Raw genomic sequence first — 16,791 nt, forward strand, 5'->3', positions numbered from 1 at the left:
CTGCATAATGATTTGGTACTATGTTTTCCTGGTGCATTTAGAGCCATTCAGCTTTCATGAGGGGAATGGGCTATAGTGGTTAGCAGTGTTGTATTATCTACAACAATTCACACGCCAAAAGGCTATTTTGCAACTTGAAGTTGCAGTTTGTACAACAATTTTAGCCGATTTGTTGCGAAATGGCCTGTCGAGAGTATAGAGGATTCATTCATCCAGAACCTCAATTGAGCAGATATGACGGTTGATCCCGATTTAAGACCGCAACCGCAACCGCAACCGCAACCATCATTAACACTCTCACCAATAGGCGGCGTAAGCCGTATTTGTTGACCAAGAAAATTGAAATTGACACCTAATTGTTCTAGGTTTATGATTTTATATATATTCAAAAAATCAGATATTCAGATATGTTGGGATTGGATATGAAGCTCTCTTTTAGTGGCAGATTTCAGGGCTATACTCGAAAAAAATTTCAAAAAGACTTGATTTCAGGTCTAATTGTAGGTATTGTCGCCATTCCACTAGGGATGGCGTTTGCAATTGCATCAGGTGTAAAACCTGAATATGGTTTATACACAACGATAGTTGCAGGGATACTCATCTCACTATTTGGTGGCTCCAAATTTCAAATTGGCGGTCCAACAGGAGCGTTTATACCCATTCTATTTGCGATTGTTATGCAGTATGGGTACGACAACTTGCTCATCGCAGGCTTTATGGCAGGAGTCATTTTGTTATTCATGGGGATCTTTAAATTAGGTGGCGTCATCAAATTTATTCCGCGTCCTGTAACAATAGGTTTTACCACAGGAATTGCCGTTACCATATTTACAGGTCAAATTGCCAATTTCCTTGGATTAAGCAATCTTCAAAAACATCAAGAATTTCTTTCCAATATGAAAGAATTAGGAATTCACATCTCAACAATCAATATGTACAGTATCTTAACTGCTGTGATTTGCCTCGTGCTTATCATTCTGACACCAAAGCTATTCCCTAAAATCCCTGGCTCATTAGTGGGAATATTGATTTCTACTGCTGCAGCATCAATCTTCTATGCTGACAAGATTGCAACTATTGGTTCTACTTATGGAGCAATTCCAAATAGCTTGCCTAGCATACACTTTCCAGAACTTTCAATTGAACACATTCAATCCTTAATAAAACCTGCTTTTGTAATTGCCATGTTAGGTGGCATCGAATCCTTACTTCCAGCTGTAGTTGCTGACGGAATGTCAGGAACCAGACATCATAGCAACCGTGAGTTAATTGGGCAAGGTATCGCTAATATGATAACTCCGCTATTTGGTGGTATTCCTGCAACAGGGGCGATTGCCAGAACGGCGACGAATATTAAGAATGGTGCGGAATCTCCCTTTTCTGGGGTCATTCACGGTGTTATTGTCTTGCTGGTTTTGTTCCTATTTGCTCCCTACGCATCCAAAATTCCACTTGCGAGTATGGCACCCATCTTAATGGTTGTTGCTTGGAATATGAGCGAACGCAAAGAATTCACTCACGTGCTAAAAACCAAAACTGCTGAGTCATTGGTTTTACTTATTACCTTCCTTACTTACTGTTTTTATAGACCTGACAACGGCTGTTGAGGTTGGATTAGTCTTGTCCGGTATCATTTTTGTGAAACATATGAGCGACCTTCTAATCTCTGTAAAGGTTTTACCTGACCCTTACGATAAGAACGAAAGAGTATCAGCCTATATGGTTAATGAGCAGCATAATTGCCCTCAAATCAGTATTTACACTGTCGAAGGTGCTTTGTTCTTCGGGGTTGCGAATATGTTTGAGAAATCCATCATGGACGAGATCAATTACAAACCCAAGGTGCTAATCTTGAAAATGGGCAATGTTCCCTATATAGGTGCAAGCATTTCGCGTTCCGTGAATGCCAGCAGCTATCGAACCCGAGCGGTTAAATCAAAAGAGGTAACACGGGTATTCCGTGTTACCTCTTTTTTTACATGTTGCTCGTGTGATTAATATCACTTCTGCATTTAATAAGTGTTGCAGAAAAGGAGACTACTCGATATGATGATAAACCGGAGCAAGAGGTTTGCTCGCAAGGCAATTAAAGTTGATCATGCCCAGAACATGATAAGGTTGAAATGTCTCTTATCGGCGGTTAATGTGATGTACCGCACAGCGAGAACCTACTCGTGCAGCTATACTAAAGATAGATAGCGAATGAAACGTTTACCTTGGGAGGGACTCTGTATGGTGATTCATTCCACAAGCTATATTTCTGGGATTGCTTCTTCAAACCCGGATGAGCTTGCTTTTGCTACCGATCGATTAAGGACAGAGCATGAAGAATTGAGAGAAAAACTCAGGACGATTGAAACAAGTGCCAAGGAAGTCACTCTATTGGATGATTCAGTGAATGGAATGCAGTTTGTTCAAGATCTCAGAAACCAGACCGCTCAATTTGTGGAGGAGCTGGAACGACATTCTGAATGGGAGGAGCAGGAATTGTTTCCGTTCCTGTTAACTTATTTTCATCGTCAATCGACGCCCTCTATCGTGCCTTCTTTTTGGGTATTGGAAAAAGATCACCAACTTGGCATGTCATTTATCCAATCCTTTCAAGAAGCTATTATTGAGGTAACACCTCTCATTGTGAAGAAGCGATTGGTGGAGGCGGCATCTAATCTCGTGCAGGCATGTTTAATATTAAACGACCACTTTACCATGGAAGAACAACTTGTTTTTCCTTTAACTGAGAAAGTGCTGACAGATTTGGAATCTTTTTTTTCATAGGAGATGAGCAAAATGAAACTGATTTTACATGGAAAAGATTTAACAGTAACCCCTTCCTTACAGGAATATGTGGAACGCAAATTGGGACGACTGGAATCCTGGTTTGAAGAGGCTTGTGACATGCACGTCACTTTATCCGTTCAAGGACATAAACAAATTCATGTTGTAGAAGTAACGATCACCTGCAAAGGGGTTGTGCTTCGCGCAGAAGAAAAACGAGATGATATGTACGCATCGATCGATATTGTCGCCGATAAATTAGAAAGACAAACACGAAAGTTAAAGGACAAGATCAAGCATAGAATGCGTCATCAAAGCGGGATAAAAGAGCGGGCATTTGGAAGCATTGAGCCTGTAAGCAGGGAAATCGACTCCCCATTAGAAGTAGCTCGTGTTAAAATCGTTCCTAATAAACCAGAAGATGTTGAGGAAGCCATTCTTCAAATGATGCTGCTGGACCATAACTTCCACTTGTTTTTTAACAGAGACTCGAATAAAACTGAACTTGTTTATCGCCGAAACGATGGCACGATTGGTCTTATTACAACTGCATGACAGAAAGAGGCATGGGTGATTCGGCCATGCCTCTTTTTTTTGACCACATAAGAAAGTATAAGTTTTCGGATCCCGAAAACCGCTTTCTTATTGGCGATAAAACCTAATATAGGGACCTTTGGTTGGAGACCAAAGTCACTCCTTATAAACGCGGTCGCACATCCCTGATTGGCTTCGATTGAGGTTTTCTCATAGCCATACATACGAAATCCTCTTTGGGACCCGTTTACGCGGTTCATAAGTGAGTAATGCAACTGAAGTTGCTTATTTGTCTTAATAGCGCCTGTTATGATGGCATAAGCAAGCTAAGCTTGTTTATTTTTTGCTAATGCCCTCTAGAATGTAACGTTTAGTGATAATAAGCGTGTTCTGTGGTCTTATCTCACGAGGTGCCCCGATATTAGAAAGGATAAGCAATATTAGTTTACTTATTCAATATCCTAGATTACACACAAAAGAGCCTCCAATTCCACTAAAAAATGGAATATGGAGGTTCTTTTACACATGGAATCTGATTCTCGAGCCCCATTCTTTGTAGAGTGTTTAAATGCTGTGTTTTCGGGATATCCATCGCTCCCAAAAAGATAGTTCCGGTTCGATAAGAGGTCGACTGAACCGGCGTACCCATTCTTGCAACAGCAGCCAGGTAATTGTCACCGCAAGCAGTAAGACGAGAGTCATTTGTGCAAAAGTGTGTACATACGAGAATAGTCCCATCGAAATCGCGGTTTTCGTTATAAACGCGTGCAGCAAGAACACGTATACCGTATATTTGCCCCATTCTGTAAGGATGGACTGCTTGCGAGGAACGAAGCTTAAGAAGCAAAAGGAAGCGATAATTTCCAACATATACACGCCCAAGCGATATCCACCTGCATACCAATGAAAGGAACCCAATTCCCTAAAAGTAAAACTGCTATATAACCATTTGGGATCAAGTGGAATCGCGTTCAGAAAGACCAGGACACCCAGAAGGCCAATTACACTTAACCACTTGTTCATGCGAACGAACTGTTTAGGAATCATATCGAGGTGGAAGTAATAGCCGACCAAGAAGAAAGGAAAAAAGACGAGCGTTCTGGAAAAGCTGAGCATCGTTCCAGTGATAGGTGCGTATCCGACGAGTATGCCTAGAATGACAGAGACCACAAGGGGATGCTGCATTTTTGTAAAGAGCAGAAGGAGCAATCGCCAACAAAAATGGCTGAATAAAAACCACAATAACGAATACGGAATGAAAAAAGAATAACGGACACCCGGCGCGTGGAAGGCCAGCGAATCGAGCAGAGAGTAGAGGCTTTGGAAGATCAGATAATGATAAAAAATCATCTGCAGACTTTTGATTCCTGGGACATCCAAACGGAAGTTTTTAGAAAAATAGCCGGTCACCATGACAAACATAGGAATATGAAAGGTGTAAATACCCAGATATAAGGAATGGAAAGCTGCACTTTGTTGAATCAGCGGCTCTATACAATTGGCGATGACCACAAACAAAATGAGCAGAAACTTTGCGTTTAACATAAACGTATTCGAAGCAGCATTGTCTTCTCTATCCACGACGATTACCTCCATTACGGAATCTATTTCTTTTCCTCAAATGTAAACCTAGCTTCAATTTGCCGCAGTGATTAAAGTCACGAAACAGAAACAAATGTTGTGATTCTCCTCACAGAGAAAGCTGAAATAAAGGTATACAATGTGATTACAGCAATAAAAGGAGGAATCAGGTATGGTTATTGATCTTGGGATGTCGTTAGAAGACGCTCGTACTTTTAGTCTTCAACAGATTCTGGAGCGATTAAAGGACGAACATAGCGCGTTAAAGAAAGAGCTTGACCATGTCCAGGAAATGACAAGTCATATGGTCGGCGTGCTTGGCTCGGAAGAGTCAAAGCGATTACTTCAAGAGATTAGTAAACAAATGGAAGCCTTCATGCAGCAGTTGGAGGCTCACGAACATTGGGAGGAAGATGAAGTTTTACCGCTTCTTGCCGGCTATGCGAATCAGGGGATGGAGCCTACTTTTTTGACCTCAACCTGGGTTCTGGAAGAGGATCATAAACAAGCGGAACGATTTGTTCGCTCATTTCTTGAATATGCGGACCAATGCAAAGGGGCCGACAGCATAAAGCTGAAAAAGGCGATCTCGCTGCTTAGTGTCGCTTGTTCTGTACTATCGGAGCATCTGCTATCCGAAGAAGAGATGTTTTTCCCGGTTGCGAACCAAATGCTAAGTAATATTCAAGCAAAAGCTTAAGACGGAACAGGAGGATTTAACATGGCAATGAACATTCAATTAACCGATCGTGTGGGAAAAGGAACTTGGTATATAGTTACCAGGTGAAGGTATCGCCAAAAGTAGATGCGGGCTGCTGCCGCTTAAAGAAGGAGGCACATATATGAAATGGGAAGAAAAATTATCACGGTGGCTTGGCTCTCAGATTGAGGTGCACATCGAGGATCAGGCAGGACTCGACCCTTTAGCACCTCCGAAAAAAATGAAACTTGAAAAGATACGCATTTCCGAAGACCAAGGCTATATGCAAATGTATATGAATGAACATCAATTTCTGGCCATTCCCTTAAGGGGAGAAGAACATACGAGCTTAATAAATTCAGAGCATGGTACGATTCTCAGATCAGACTGACATTGCGGCGCAATTGGTTTATAAAGTCCATTTCGGTTTTTAGAAAGAATATTGTGATCTTCCTCACATCGTTTTAACTTAGAAAGAGATATGATGAAGGTATCAAACAAACGAGGTGAATGTGACATGCTATATTCGAAAATATTAGTAGCCTACGATGGCTCCGAAGCTTCAGATAAAGCGCTCGATTCTGCATTGAAGTTGGCCAAATTGAATCATTTTTCAAAATTAGATATTATTCATATCTTTAATCTACCCACGTATGTGCTAGGATCTTCCGTTGTTATACCGCCAATTGTCATTGAAAACAATTATTTAGATTACTCCGAGCAAGTCATTGGGAAAATCAAAGAACAAATTGCTGATTTTTCGAATATTCATATTGAAGTGAGAAGCGGTTCGATTACGAAAGAAATTCTGAAATATGCAGATGAAATTCAAGCCGATCTTATTATTGTTGGCAGTAGAGGTCTTAATAGTATTGGTGAATTTGTTCTTGGCAGTGTCAGTCACAATGTTGTTCAGCATGCAAAGCTCCCTGTACTGGTCGTCAAATAAATTTCACTTAGGGACACAGAAAAAAATGAGGTAGCAAGGTTCTTGCCTCCTCATTTTTTTGTTCTTCCTCATGATTTCAGGTGTTTTTCGTCCGAATAATGATTTTTCGATTGTACTATTTGTAAAAGGATGTGATCCTTGAATCTGATGGAGATATGTCCTTTTTCGGCCCCCTTTACATGTGATTTAGTTCACATACTTTTATACAATGCTGCTCTAAACTAAAGTAAATGGCCGTGGAGGGGGAATCAGCATGGGATTTATGAAGCAGGAGCAGATATGGGAACGCACTGTGGAAGCAGGAGTGAAAAAGGTACAGTTTGGGTATAGGAAGCAGCTCGTTCTCGGTTTTTTAGGTGGTGCTTATATTGCTTTGGGCTTTTTGCTGTATATCAGGGTTAGTAGCGTATTCCCGGATCCATGGAATGACGTAGGCAGCATAGTAGGAGCTGCTTTTTTTCCGTTGGGTCTGATATTAACGATCATTGCTGGCGGCGAGCTTCTTACTGGGAATATGATGGCAGTTCCTGCCGCGTTCTTTTCCGGAAAGATCAAATTTCACCAGCTTGTAAATAATTGGGCTGTAATAACAGTTGGAAACTTCCTGGGAGCAGTGTTCATCGCTTATGTATTCGGGCATCAAGTTGGTTTAACAGAACATGGTGTTTATTTGACTAAACTAGTAAAACTTGTCCACGCGAAAACGGCAGAGCCATTCTCCACAGCTATTTTATCCGGTATTGGCTGTAACATGTTAGTTGGGCTTGCAGTCTGGTTAGCCTATGGGACAGATGATGATGCAGGTAAAATAATGGGTATATGGTTCCCAACAATGGCTTTTGTAGCGATCGGGTTTCAACACGTCGTTGCCAATATGTTTGTCATTCCTGCGGCAATTTTTGCAAACCAGGCAACCTGGATCGATTTTATGGGAAATCTGGTGCCGGTTTACATGGGGAATTTAATCGGAGGGGCTCTATTTGTCTCGGGAGTTTATGCATTGGTTTATCGTCATTCTAACTAGAGTGTAGTGGAATCTGTATCTAAAGTCAGTTCAACAAATGTTTACTGCAGCCATTCCAATATGGCCGGGTACCATTCTTTTTCTATTCGATCCATGTGATTTTCAATTGGTTGAATAGTTAACCTTAAGCATCGGCTTAACTCTTTGGCTTCTTTTTTGTTTGGCAATGGGGTCATACGCAGAGTCTTTTGATAAAACATTCTTAACATGGGAAGAAGATACTCAACTTCTGATTCGAACGTTTCGTTCGTTTCTATATTAATTTTAGCAAAAGGAACAGACGTAAGTAAAAGCATATCCCTCTCTTTTTTTTCAAGAAGAGAAAGTTCATCCAATAATCCTCTGACTTCTTCAATCATTTTTTTGATGAAATGTATCCGCATTGCCGAAGTTATTTCGGACTCTATGTTACTTGCAAGTCCATTGAGAATCTTCAATTTATGATCGATATCGTAATGAAGTCTATCGAATAAACGAAACTGATTATCCAACATCCAGTGCCAATGCATGTAATTGGCAATTTCATTACTAACGGAAGTATGTGAATAGTACCCCATGTGTTGAACCTCCTAGGTAGTGTTTTACACAAAGTGTATTCTTTTTCATTGCACGAGTCAGTGAGATTGATCACAGAAAATAGAACAAATCTGTGACATATCTCATAGAGTGTGAATTTGATAAGTAGTACATTATAAGCAGCCATAATGAATGATAGGAGTTGTTGATAAATGATTACTTGCGAACAATGCGGTACGACGAATGGGTTTAGGAAGTTAGAGAACAGTTGGGTCTGTGAAGATTGTAAAATAGGTGATGTTAAAACGACCTTGATGAACAGTGGTGGCAAAGTGACTATTGTTAGAGAGAAGATAACAGGCTATGAAAAGGAAGGAGAGTCATTATCAAATAACTAACGATTCATACCCTTAATTCTATATAACTCCTGTTGGGCTAAACCCTATGTAAGGCAAAGTAAATTAAATGTAACCGTGCTTAAACATAAAACAACACCTATTCATATTAGTAGTGTGGGCGTTATAATACTAAATATATAAGTAATAATGGCAACCGTTCAGTGGACGGTTGCCATTATACATTTGTTCCAAGGGGAGAGAGAATGACAATGAACAAGAGGCAAATATTTTTCTCTTTGCGCCTGAAGTTTTTACTTGCGTTTACATTGTTTATTGTGGCTCCCATTTTATTTATGATGTATCTTTACTTTGTTCAATCGGACAAAATCTTTATGAGGCAAATGACCGACACGCAAACCCAGGTTCTGAAACGGGTTACGGATCGAGCCGACGATATGCTGAATCGGACGTTAAATGTTTCGAATTTGCTCACGAACGACTATGATGTCTTGCAATTGCTGAGAAGTTCGGGGCAGTCGGATTTAGATGATTATCCTACCTACCAGAAGGTAGTTGGTCTACAGAGCAAGATGGACAACCTGATCTCCTATATTTTGGACAACCATGCCATTGTTGCGGTTTATGGATTTAATGGCAGCATCTATGCGACCAATCAAGATGAAGCGATACTTAAAGTGATGCCAGATTATGTGAAACAAGCCAGAGAAAAAAACGGTGCTCCAGCTTGGGACGTGAACCCTTCTTTGAAAGTTAAAGGCCTTGAAGGCAACCAAGAAGGGGGCTTTATTACCATGGCCCGGTTAATTAAGGGGGAGACGACAAAGGGGTATGGCTTAGTCTTTATTGCATTTCCAATCAAAGAAATGTTTCTCGTCTCTAATAGCTTAGAGGAGGATTCCCCCGCCCAATTCCTGATATCTGATAAAACCCGTTTGCTGTGGGGACAGAATGAGTTGTGGAACAAGACTGAATCGGGAGAGGATCGATCCACTTTTACACAAATCTTAAAAGCAACCGGCTGGCAATTGCGATGGATCCCCATGCAGGAACAATGGGTGCAGCAGTTGAAAAGTGTGCGTTCGACAACGACATGGAGTGTCATCGTTTTATTTGCATGCTTTCTCTTCATCTATGTCATCTTTACCCTTCGTTTTATGAAGCCTATTCGCTCGCTCGTGCAGGCTATGGGGAAAGCATCATCCGGAAATTTCGAAAAGCCAGCTTTGGCGGGAGGAAACGATGAAATCGGACTACTGAGCCATCATTTCAACCGTATGCTGTCGAGCTTGAAGGAAATGGTTACGACTCTTCGAGAAGAGCAGCAGCTTAAAGAGGAAGCACGGTTTCATGCCCTTCAAGCCCAAATTTCTCCCCATTTCTTGTTTAATGCACTCAATTCTATTAAGTGGCTGGCTATATTCTCAGGAGCTAAAAACGTTGGAGATATGATTACGTCCCTTGGCATTATGTTGAACTACAGCATGAAGCAGGAGAGCGAAGTTGTCACACTGAGAGATGAACTTGATTTTATACAACATTATTTTTCGCTGCAAAAAATTCGTTTTAACGATAATATAGAGTTGTCGATTGATGTCGATGAAAATCTGTTGTCTGTTCGAATTCTTAAATTTACCCTGCAACCGATTGTGGAAAACAGCATCATCCATGGGAATCGAATGCCTCTCATCATCCGCATCGCGGCTTATCATGAAGATGATTTATTATTTGTCATCATTACAGATAATGGACAAGGGCTGTCTGAGAGAAAGCTTGCCAGTGACGCTCTTGAGATATCCGATCCCATAAGGCAAGGGAAATATAGTGGAATTGGACTTGAGAATGTTCAAAGTCGGATTCGCATGCATTTCGGGGAACCATTTGGGCTATTTATACACAATGGTATTGATGCTGGAGCGGAGACGGTTATTAAGCTGCCTTGGAAGCGGATGGAGGATCCAGCATGACGAAGCTTTTATTAGTGGAAGATGAATTTTTGGTGAGGCTCGGACTCAAGACGTTTATACCTTGGGAGGAATTCGGCTTTGAATTGATCGGCGAGGCGGTAGATGGATTGGATGCGCTTACCATTCTTTCTGAAAAGCACTGTGATCTCTTGATTACTGACATTTCCATGCCGAATATGGATGGGATCTCACTGATGGAACGGGTGAAGGAATTATATCCTCACATCAAAGTTTTAATTTTATCCAACTACAATGATTTTGGGTATGTCAGGCGGGCCTTGCAGCTTGGCGCTTCCGACTATATATTGAAACTGACTATGCAGCCTGATGATCTCCAAACCAAGCTGCAGCAGATCAGAGTGGAAATTGAGGATGAGCGCAAGAAGCAGGAGGAATCGTTACAACTTAACCGTACTGCGTTTCAATACCATCAAGAAATAACCATTGAAAAGCATTTGCGCGATCTCTTGACCATGCAATACTCGAAGCGGGAAGCGGATGATTTCTCACAGGAATATGCGAATCTTCTACCTCCATTTCCATGGACGATTTCGATGATGAAAATTGACCGATACGAGTCTGTAGTAGATGAGAATCGCTTTAAGAGTGAAAAGTTGCTGCGTTTTTCTGTGATGAATATACTTCGGGAAATCATGCGCAAATATAAGGCAGGACACATTGTGGAAATGGATGGAGGGCGTTTCGGTATGATATCCGGCATGGGGGCGGAGCCGATGCTTCAGGAGATGACGGAATGTATACAACGTTATCTCAAATTACCTGTCTATTTCGGTACTTATTCCCCTGTTGAACGAGCATACGACCTGCATGAAGCGTGCGGGTTTGCTGAAGAAGCGCTTTTGGAGAGATTTTACAGTGACTCGAATCATGTCATTCACTATAGAGAGCAAATGTTTGCTTACCATGCTTCACCCATTTCATCACAGGATGAATTTCTCGATTTGATGGCTCGACAAGACAAAGAAGCGCTTCAGAACGCCATAAGGAATATGGCGGATGCCTATTTGGAAGACAAGATTCCCAGACCTTATCCTGATCTGGCCAGAGAACGCTGGCTGCATATTGTACATCTATTCGAGGTGTTCCTACAACATAAAGGAGGAGACCTTTACTCGATCATGCCTTTCGAAGGGAAGTATCCTCATCATGTCGTGAGGACATCTGAGTCCATACAAGAAATAAGCGAGTGGTTGATTGGTTGGATTTCAGTCTTCTTTGAGCATTTGCGCGCAAGCACGGTTCATCAGCCTCGACCCGAAATTAGGGCTGTTCAAAGAATGATCGAAGAAAAGTACAGCACTTCCTTTAAAATGTCCGACTTGGCAAAAGAAGTTAATTTTACGGAACCGTATTTAAGCTCCTTATTCAAGAAAGAAACCGGCGAAACGATGATTGACTACATGATTCGTATACGAATGAAGAAAGCCAGGGAGCTTCTCAAAGATCCCAATGTTAAAATTTATGAAGTTTCGGACGCGATCGGCTATTCGGACCCTAATTATTTCGCCAAGCTGTTCAAAAAGATTGAAGGGATATATCCGCAAGAATATCGTAAGCGCTACATTCACTAAAAGTGGATAAAACAAGACAGGTAAGATCTTAAATGATTTCATTACGCAGGAATGATCACTTTGTTATGCTAATGATGTTCCATCGAATGAAAACAAGTAAGAGAGGGGTTTTACCAGTATGAAGAAATCGATTTATACCACATTATCACTCACTATGGCCTTTAGTTTGATGCTTTCCGGGTGTGCGAAAAGCGACAACCATACAAGCCCATCTCCCGCTGCGGCGAACACAGCAAGCTCCGCAGTTCCTAAGAAAGCCGTTAAACTCAAGGTGTGGGGCGGTATTCCTGAAGAGAGCGGACCCAAGGATGTGGTCACGAAGTGGAATAGCTCACATCCTGATATTCAAGTGGAGTATACACGCTATGTAAACGACGATAGCGGTAACACGAAGCTGGATACGGCTCTTATCAGCAACTCCGATGCTCCGGACATCTTCTTCAGCTATGGAGAAACGAATTACAATCGCCGAGCAAACGCGGGCGTCACCTTTCCGTTGGATGATTTGATTAGCAAATACAAGCTTAATGTGGATGATATCATCGGCAAAGATAATGTCGTCCCGTTCAAAGGGAAAACGCATTATCTACCGGCCATGAAGCTGCTATCTTCCGTTATGATTAATCAAACGGCTTTGGAGAAAGCGGGAGAGAAGATTCCGACTCAAGGATGGACATGGGACGACTACATGGCCCTTGCCGAGAAGCTGCATACACCTGATCAGAAGGGCAGCTTTATCAAGGTTCCAGATGATAATATGGTGCGTTTTGCTATTCTTGAGAATAAGCCAGTTGATTCCTATTATACAGCGGATGGAGTGTCCACATTCGATAGTCCTGCCGTCAAGAAGGGCTTGGAATATCAAAAAGCGCTGCAGGACAAAGGATTATCGGTCAAGTGGCCGGAAATCGTCGCCAACAAACTGCTTCCTCCAAACGAGTTGCTGACCGGTAAAGCGGCGATGATCTTCGGAGGTACACATTTGCTAAGGAATGTGAAGGACGCCAAAAGTTTCCCGCATGACTTCAAAACCATTTTTGCACCGGTACCTCAGTTGGAAAAGGGTGGCAAAGTGAATACGGCAGGCTTCAACGACTTCATGTCCATTAACAATACTTCTTCGAACAAAGACGAAGCCTTTCAATTTATCTCGTGGTACCTGACCGAAGGGAATCTTCTCATGATTCCAGGCGGACGCTTGCCGTCTTCTAAGAAGATCGATGTGGATAAGGTGGCAGAGCTTATGGTCGGAGACGCAGCAAACCTGATTAATGTGGATTCTCTGAAATCTCTAATCAAAGGTGATTATACATTCCCAGTTCAAACGATTTCCACCGCTTTACCGGAAATGACCAAGATTATTAATGAAGAAACAGAGAAATATGTCATGGGTGTGCAGCCCTTGGACAAAGCAATTCAGAATATGAAGACAAGAGCGGATCAAGCGATTAAGGCTGAGAAAAAATAAATGTTGTGTTACAAAAGGGACCTGATGGACTTCAAATTGAAGTCTGCCAGGTCCTTTTGTGATTTGTTTATATACATCTTAAAAACAGCGCTGTAACAACCTAAATCACACCATTCCACTCTAGGTCGCTACTGATTATGATACGGATATGGGTTGAAATAGCTAAAAGAGGTGGCATCATGCGACAAGTGTCCAAGCATAACATGAAGGAACAATTGGCAGGTTATTTGTTTATTTTGCCGAATTTTCTCGGCGTTTTTTTCTTCGTCATTCTACCTCTGCTTTTCAGTTTTATGCTGATTTTTGCAGATTGGGATTACTTAAAGGGCTTTGCTGGGCTGAGTTTCGCTGGACTAGGAAATCTTGAAAAATTAGTGAATGACGTTTATTTATGGAAAGCACTAAAGAATAATTTTATTTTAACCGGAGTAACGGTGCCCAGTGCAATGGCGATCGGTTTGGTTGTAGCTGTGTTGCTTAATCGACATGTCTATGCCAAGGGTTTATTACGAACTTTATTTTTCCTGCCTTATGTCAGCAGTTTGGTTGCTGTTTCTGTGGTATGGAGCGTGCTTTACAATGCCCAAGATGGTCCCATAAATGCATTCCTAAGATCACTAGGAGTTGCCAATCCTCCCGGGTGGTTGGGGAGTACGGCGTGGGCATTGCCGGCAATCATCATTATGGTCGTTTGGACTTATATCGGATACACGATGGTGCTGTACATGGCGGGACTGCAAGGAATCCCGAAAGATTTATATGAAGCGGCTTCGATTGACGGGGCCACAGGGATGAGGCAGTTTTTCAATATCACAGTCCCCATGCTGAAGCCAACTACCTTTTTGATTGCCATCACACTTATTATTTCCACCTTCCAGGTTTTTGCTGTGGTAAATGTGATGACACAAGGCGGACCGGTCAACTCGACGATGGTTATTGCTTATCATATTTATCTCACTGCCTTCCAGAATTATAAAATGGGTTATGCGGCAGCGATGTCCTGGGTTTTGTTCGTTATCATATTTTCGATTACATTGGTTCAATGGCGCAGCCAGAAGAAGTGGCAGCAGCATTTTTAATGGAGGAGTGGGTTCGTAGTGGTATCTTTGCGAAAATTAAGCGTATCGCTTGTCATGTTGGTTTTGGGTGTAATGGTTTTGATCCCGTTTATCTGGATGATTTCTTCGTCTTTCAAAATCCAAGCTGATTTATTCAAATACCCAATCAATTGGATCCCCAAAAATCCTATTTTCTCGAATTACGAAGAGGTTTGGGGCGGCAAATACAAATTTGCTTTGTTTTATTGGAACTCGGCCAAAATCACCTTCTTTACGGTTGTCGGCTCCATCATTACCAGCTCACTGGCTGGGTTCGCGTTCGCTAAATTGAACTTTAAGGGAAGAGACTTTATCTTCCTCATGTATTTGGCTACGATGATCATCCCCGCTCAGGTGCTGCTTGTCCCTAGGTTTATCCTGTTCGATCGCATTGGCTTGGTGAACACCCATTGGGCCGTCATTTTACCGGGAATTTTTACCGTATTCGGAACGTTCCTGATGCGGCAATTTTTCAGTACGATCCCGAATGAGCTTCTAGAAGCGGCAAAAGTAGATGGAGCGGGATTCTTCCGGATCTATTGGCAAATTTGTTTGCCATTAACGAAGCCTGCCATCGTAACACTTCTCATTCTGACCTTTACATGGCACTGGAACGAATATGAGAATCCGTTGATTTTCCTGCGTTCGAGTGAATTGTTCACACTTCCGATAGGTCTTTCCAGCTTTGTAGATGAATACGGTGCAAATTATTCGTTGATTATGGCTGCTTCCGTTTCGGCATTGCTTCCTCTCATCATCGTCGTAGCCATCTTCCAAAGATTCTTTGTTGAAGGCATTGCCAGCAGCGGTCTGAAGGGGTAAACGTAATAAAAAATTTAATAAATGCCCTATAGGCGTTATAACGAAGGAGAGATATCAATGAATGATTCCACTAACGTTTTTGATATTGTGATTGTAGGGGCAGGTGTAGGCGGTATTTGCGCTGCTATAGCTGCTTCTAGATTAAACTGTAAGGTGCTGCTTATTGAAAAGATGAGTGAAATTGGCGGGACTGGGGTACATGCAGCTGTTGCCTTAGTATGTAAATTTCGTGATCATCATGGAAAGTGTGTGAACACAGGTATTCATAAGGAATTATTCCCACTTGCCTACCAGAACACAGGCTTGACCTTCGACGAGGAAACAGTGCCAAGCTATGACGAACAGGAATTGAAAGAAATCTATCATCAATTAATTCGAAAAGAGAAAAGTCTGACCGTATGGACGGACTGCGAGGTGGATGCGGTACAGGTGGAAGATGGGAATATTCGTTCGTTGACTATCGCAGGATCAAAGCAAACGCGTGTATATGGCCGCGTGTTCCTTGACGGGACGGCAGACGGAAATTTGTCTGCATTGGCGGGAGCGCAATTTCAAAAGGGTCGAGAGAAAGATGGGAAAATGCAGACGGCGACGGTTACTTTCAAACTCACTGGATTCGATTCCTCTCTGTTTAAAGTGAAGGATGTCACAAGCTGGGGCTGCTTTTTTTGGCTGGAAGAGACGCTAAGACCATATTATCTTGCCATGAAACAGAAAACGAATAGCACCAATATGCGACAAGGCGTGTTAGCATTCCCTTATCCAGATGGGAAGTCGTTCCTATTTAATTCGACTGCTGTGAGTGATGTTGATCCTACAATTCCGGGATCAGTTGAACGTGCGTTTGAAGTAGGGAAAGTTCAAGTATATGAATTGGTTGAAGCGATCAAAGAGCATCCTGCTTTTCGGGATGCCAAGATCGAGACTATTTTTACGAAGCTTGGGGTTCGTGAAGGCCGCAGAGTTATCGGCGACTATATGTTAACAGGAGAAGACTGCTTGCGTGTACGCAAGTTTGATGATATGGTGGCTGCTTGTGCTTATGATGTGGATGTACATGATCCTGATGGAAATAAAAATCAGCAAGAGTATATGACTATTTTACCAAGCCCAGGGTATTATCATATTCCTTATCGCTGTCTCATCGCTAAAGGGTTAAGCAACCTGTTATTAAGCTCTCGCTGCATTAGCGGTACATTTGAGGCTCATGCGTCTTATCGCGTAATGTCAGGAATTAGTGCGATCGGTGAAGCAGCAGGAACCGCCGCAGCGTTAACCGTCAAATCTGGCTTCAGTGATGTTCGTATGGTTTCTGCTGAAGAGATACGTTATATTCTGCAAAGCCGAGGTCAATTTGTAGAAGGTCCTGTAAAGGTAACACATGTGGTGTGTAATAAAATGAACATCTAG

At 42.0% G+C, this 16,791-nt stretch carries 15 protein-coding genes and 1 pseudogene; 14 read left to right on the forward strand and 2 right to left on the reverse strand.

What is annotated here, in order from left to right; translation table 11 throughout:
* Positions 1-422 precede the first annotated feature (422 nt).
* From ACBP55_RS13420 to hpf, 3 genes and pseudogenes are all read left to right on the forward strand, one after another.
* Positions 423-1,902: pseudogene (locus ACBP55_RS13420) on the forward strand (SulP family inorganic anion transporter); the annotation flags it as partial.
* Positions 1,903-2,232: 330 nt separating this feature from the next.
* Positions 2,233-2,775, forward strand: coding sequence for a hemerythrin domain-containing protein (locus tag ACBP55_RS13425; RefSeq protein WP_464652199.1), 543 nt, complete (start codon positions 2,233-2,235; stop codon positions 2,773-2,775).
* Between the two features lie 12 nt (positions 2,776-2,787).
* Positions 2,788-3,330, forward strand: coding sequence for a ribosome hibernation-promoting factor, HPF/YfiA family (gene hpf / locus ACBP55_RS13430; protein ID WP_464652201.1), 543 nt, complete (start codon positions 2,788-2,790; stop codon positions 3,328-3,330).
* Between the two features lie 543 nt (positions 3,331-3,873).
* Here the strand turns inward: hpf and ACBP55_RS13435 are convergent.
* Positions 3,874-4,890 carry an acyltransferase family protein gene (locus ACBP55_RS13435; RefSeq protein WP_464652203.1) on the reverse strand — a complete coding sequence of 339 codons (1,017 nt, stop codon included), beginning with the start codon at positions 4,888-4,890 and terminating at the stop codon, positions 3,874-3,876.
* 172 nt (positions 4,891-5,062) lie between these two features.
* Here ACBP55_RS13435 and ACBP55_RS13440 point away from each other — a divergent pair, with 172 nt between their 5' ends.
* From ACBP55_RS13440 to ACBP55_RS13455, 4 genes are all read left to right on the forward strand, one after another.
* Complete coding sequence (locus ACBP55_RS13440; protein ID WP_464652205.1) at positions 5,063-5,590, forward strand: hemerythrin domain-containing protein; 528 nt, start codon at positions 5,063-5,065, stop codon at positions 5,588-5,590.
* Positions 5,591-5,732: 142 nt separating this feature from the next.
* A complete protein-coding gene (locus ACBP55_RS13445) occupies positions 5,733-5,981 on the forward strand; it encodes a hypothetical protein (RefSeq protein WP_464652207.1) in 249 nt (82 codons plus the stop codon).
* A gap of 126 nt (positions 5,982-6,107) precedes the next feature.
* On the forward strand, positions 6,108-6,539 hold the full coding sequence (locus ACBP55_RS13450) for a universal stress protein (protein WP_464652208.1): 432 nt from the start codon (positions 6,108-6,110) through the stop codon (positions 6,537-6,539).
* 253 nt (positions 6,540-6,792) lie between these two features.
* Positions 6,793-7,563, forward strand: coding sequence for a formate/nitrite transporter family protein (locus ACBP55_RS13455; RefSeq protein ID WP_171645901.1), 771 nt, complete (start codon positions 6,793-6,795; stop codon positions 7,561-7,563).
* Positions 7,564-7,604: 41 nt separating this feature from the next.
* Here ACBP55_RS13455 and ACBP55_RS13460 read toward each other — a convergent pair whose 3' ends face one another.
* Positions 7,605-8,120 carry a hypothetical protein gene (locus tag ACBP55_RS13460; protein WP_464652210.1) on the reverse strand — a complete coding sequence of 172 codons (516 nt, stop codon included), beginning with the start codon at positions 8,118-8,120 and terminating at the stop codon, positions 7,605-7,607.
* Positions 8,121-8,291: 171 nt separating this feature from the next.
* On the opposite strand from ACBP55_RS13460, the gene ACBP55_RS13465 reads away from it, so the two are divergent.
* The 7 genes from ACBP55_RS13465 (at position 8,292) to ACBP55_RS13495 (ending at position 16,791) form a co-directional block, all read left to right on the forward strand.
* Positions 8,292-8,477 carry a hypothetical protein gene (locus tag ACBP55_RS13465; protein ID WP_464652211.1) on the forward strand — a complete coding sequence of 62 codons (186 nt, stop codon included), beginning with the start codon at positions 8,292-8,294 and terminating at the stop codon, positions 8,475-8,477.
* A 209-nt stretch (positions 8,478-8,686) separates the two neighbouring features.
* Positions 8,687-10,402: a histidine kinase gene (locus ACBP55_RS13470; protein WP_464652213.1), complete on the forward strand. Its 1,716-nt coding sequence runs from the start codon at positions 8,687-8,689 to the stop codon at positions 10,400-10,402.
* Positions 10,399-11,994: a response regulator gene (locus tag ACBP55_RS13475; RefSeq protein ID WP_464652215.1), complete on the forward strand. Its 1,596-nt coding sequence runs from the start codon at positions 10,399-10,401 to the stop codon at positions 11,992-11,994. The genes ACBP55_RS13470 and ACBP55_RS13475 overlap by 4 nt, the downstream gene beginning before the upstream one ends.
* Before the next feature lie 118 nt (positions 11,995-12,112).
* Entirely contained in the window at positions 12,113-13,462 is a 1,350-nt protein-coding gene (locus tag ACBP55_RS13480; RefSeq protein WP_464652217.1) for an ABC transporter substrate-binding protein, read from the forward strand.
* Positions 13,463-13,641: 179 nt separating this feature from the next.
* Positions 13,642-14,541 (forward strand): carbohydrate ABC transporter permease, encoded by a 900-nt coding sequence (locus tag ACBP55_RS13485; protein WP_464652219.1) that lies wholly within the window; start codon positions 13,642-13,644, stop codon positions 14,539-14,541.
* 18 nt (positions 14,542-14,559) lie between these two features.
* On the forward strand, positions 14,560-15,381 hold the full coding sequence (locus ACBP55_RS13490) for a carbohydrate ABC transporter permease (RefSeq protein WP_464652221.1): 822 nt from the start codon (positions 14,560-14,562) through the stop codon (positions 15,379-15,381).
* A 57-nt stretch (positions 15,382-15,438) separates the two neighbouring features.
* Positions 15,439-16,791 (forward strand): FAD-dependent oxidoreductase, encoded by a 1,353-nt coding sequence (locus tag ACBP55_RS13495; protein ID WP_464652223.1) that lies wholly within the window; start codon positions 15,439-15,441, stop codon positions 16,789-16,791.

This window comes from Paenibacillus sp. WG02, from assembly GCF_055396115.1.

Coding starts and splice junctions, on each gene's coding strand:
- ACBP55_RS13425 (WP_464652199.1), top strand. CDS start 2,233: ATGGTGATTCATTCCACAAGCTATATTTCTGGGATTGCTTCTTCAAAC.
- hpf (WP_464652201.1), top strand. CDS start 2,788: ATGAAACTGATTTTACATGGAAAAGATTTAACAGTAACCCCTTCCTTA.
- ACBP55_RS13440 (WP_464652205.1), top strand. CDS start 5,063: ATGGTTATTGATCTTGGGATGTCGTTAGAAGACGCTCGTACTTTTAGT.
- ACBP55_RS13445 (WP_464652207.1), top strand. CDS start 5,733: ATGAAATGGGAAGAAAAATTATCACGGTGGCTTGGCTCTCAGATTGAG.
- ACBP55_RS13450 (WP_464652208.1), top strand. CDS start 6,108: ATGCTATATTCGAAAATATTAGTAGCCTACGATGGCTCCGAAGCTTCA.
- ACBP55_RS13455 (WP_171645901.1), top strand. CDS start 6,793: ATGGGATTTATGAAGCAGGAGCAGATATGGGAACGCACTGTGGAAGCA.
- ACBP55_RS13460 (WP_464652210.1), bottom strand. CDS start 8,120: ATGGGGTACTATTCACATACTTCCGTTAGTAATGAAATTGCCAATTAC.
- ACBP55_RS13465 (WP_464652211.1), top strand. CDS start 8,292: ATGATTACTTGCGAACAATGCGGTACGACGAATGGGTTTAGGAAGTTA.
- ACBP55_RS13470 (WP_464652213.1), top strand. CDS start 8,687: ATGAACAAGAGGCAAATATTTTTCTCTTTGCGCCTGAAGTTTTTACTT.
- ACBP55_RS13475 (WP_464652215.1), top strand. CDS start 10,399: ATGACGAAGCTTTTATTAGTGGAAGATGAATTTTTGGTGAGGCTCGGA.
- ACBP55_RS13480 (WP_464652217.1), top strand. CDS start 12,113: ATGAAGAAATCGATTTATACCACATTATCACTCACTATGGCCTTTAGT.
- ACBP55_RS13485 (WP_464652219.1), top strand. CDS start 13,642: ATGCGACAAGTGTCCAAGCATAACATGAAGGAACAATTGGCAGGTTAT.
- ACBP55_RS13495 (WP_464652223.1), top strand. CDS start 15,439: ATGAATGATTCCACTAACGTTTTTGATATTGTGATTGTAGGGGCAGGT.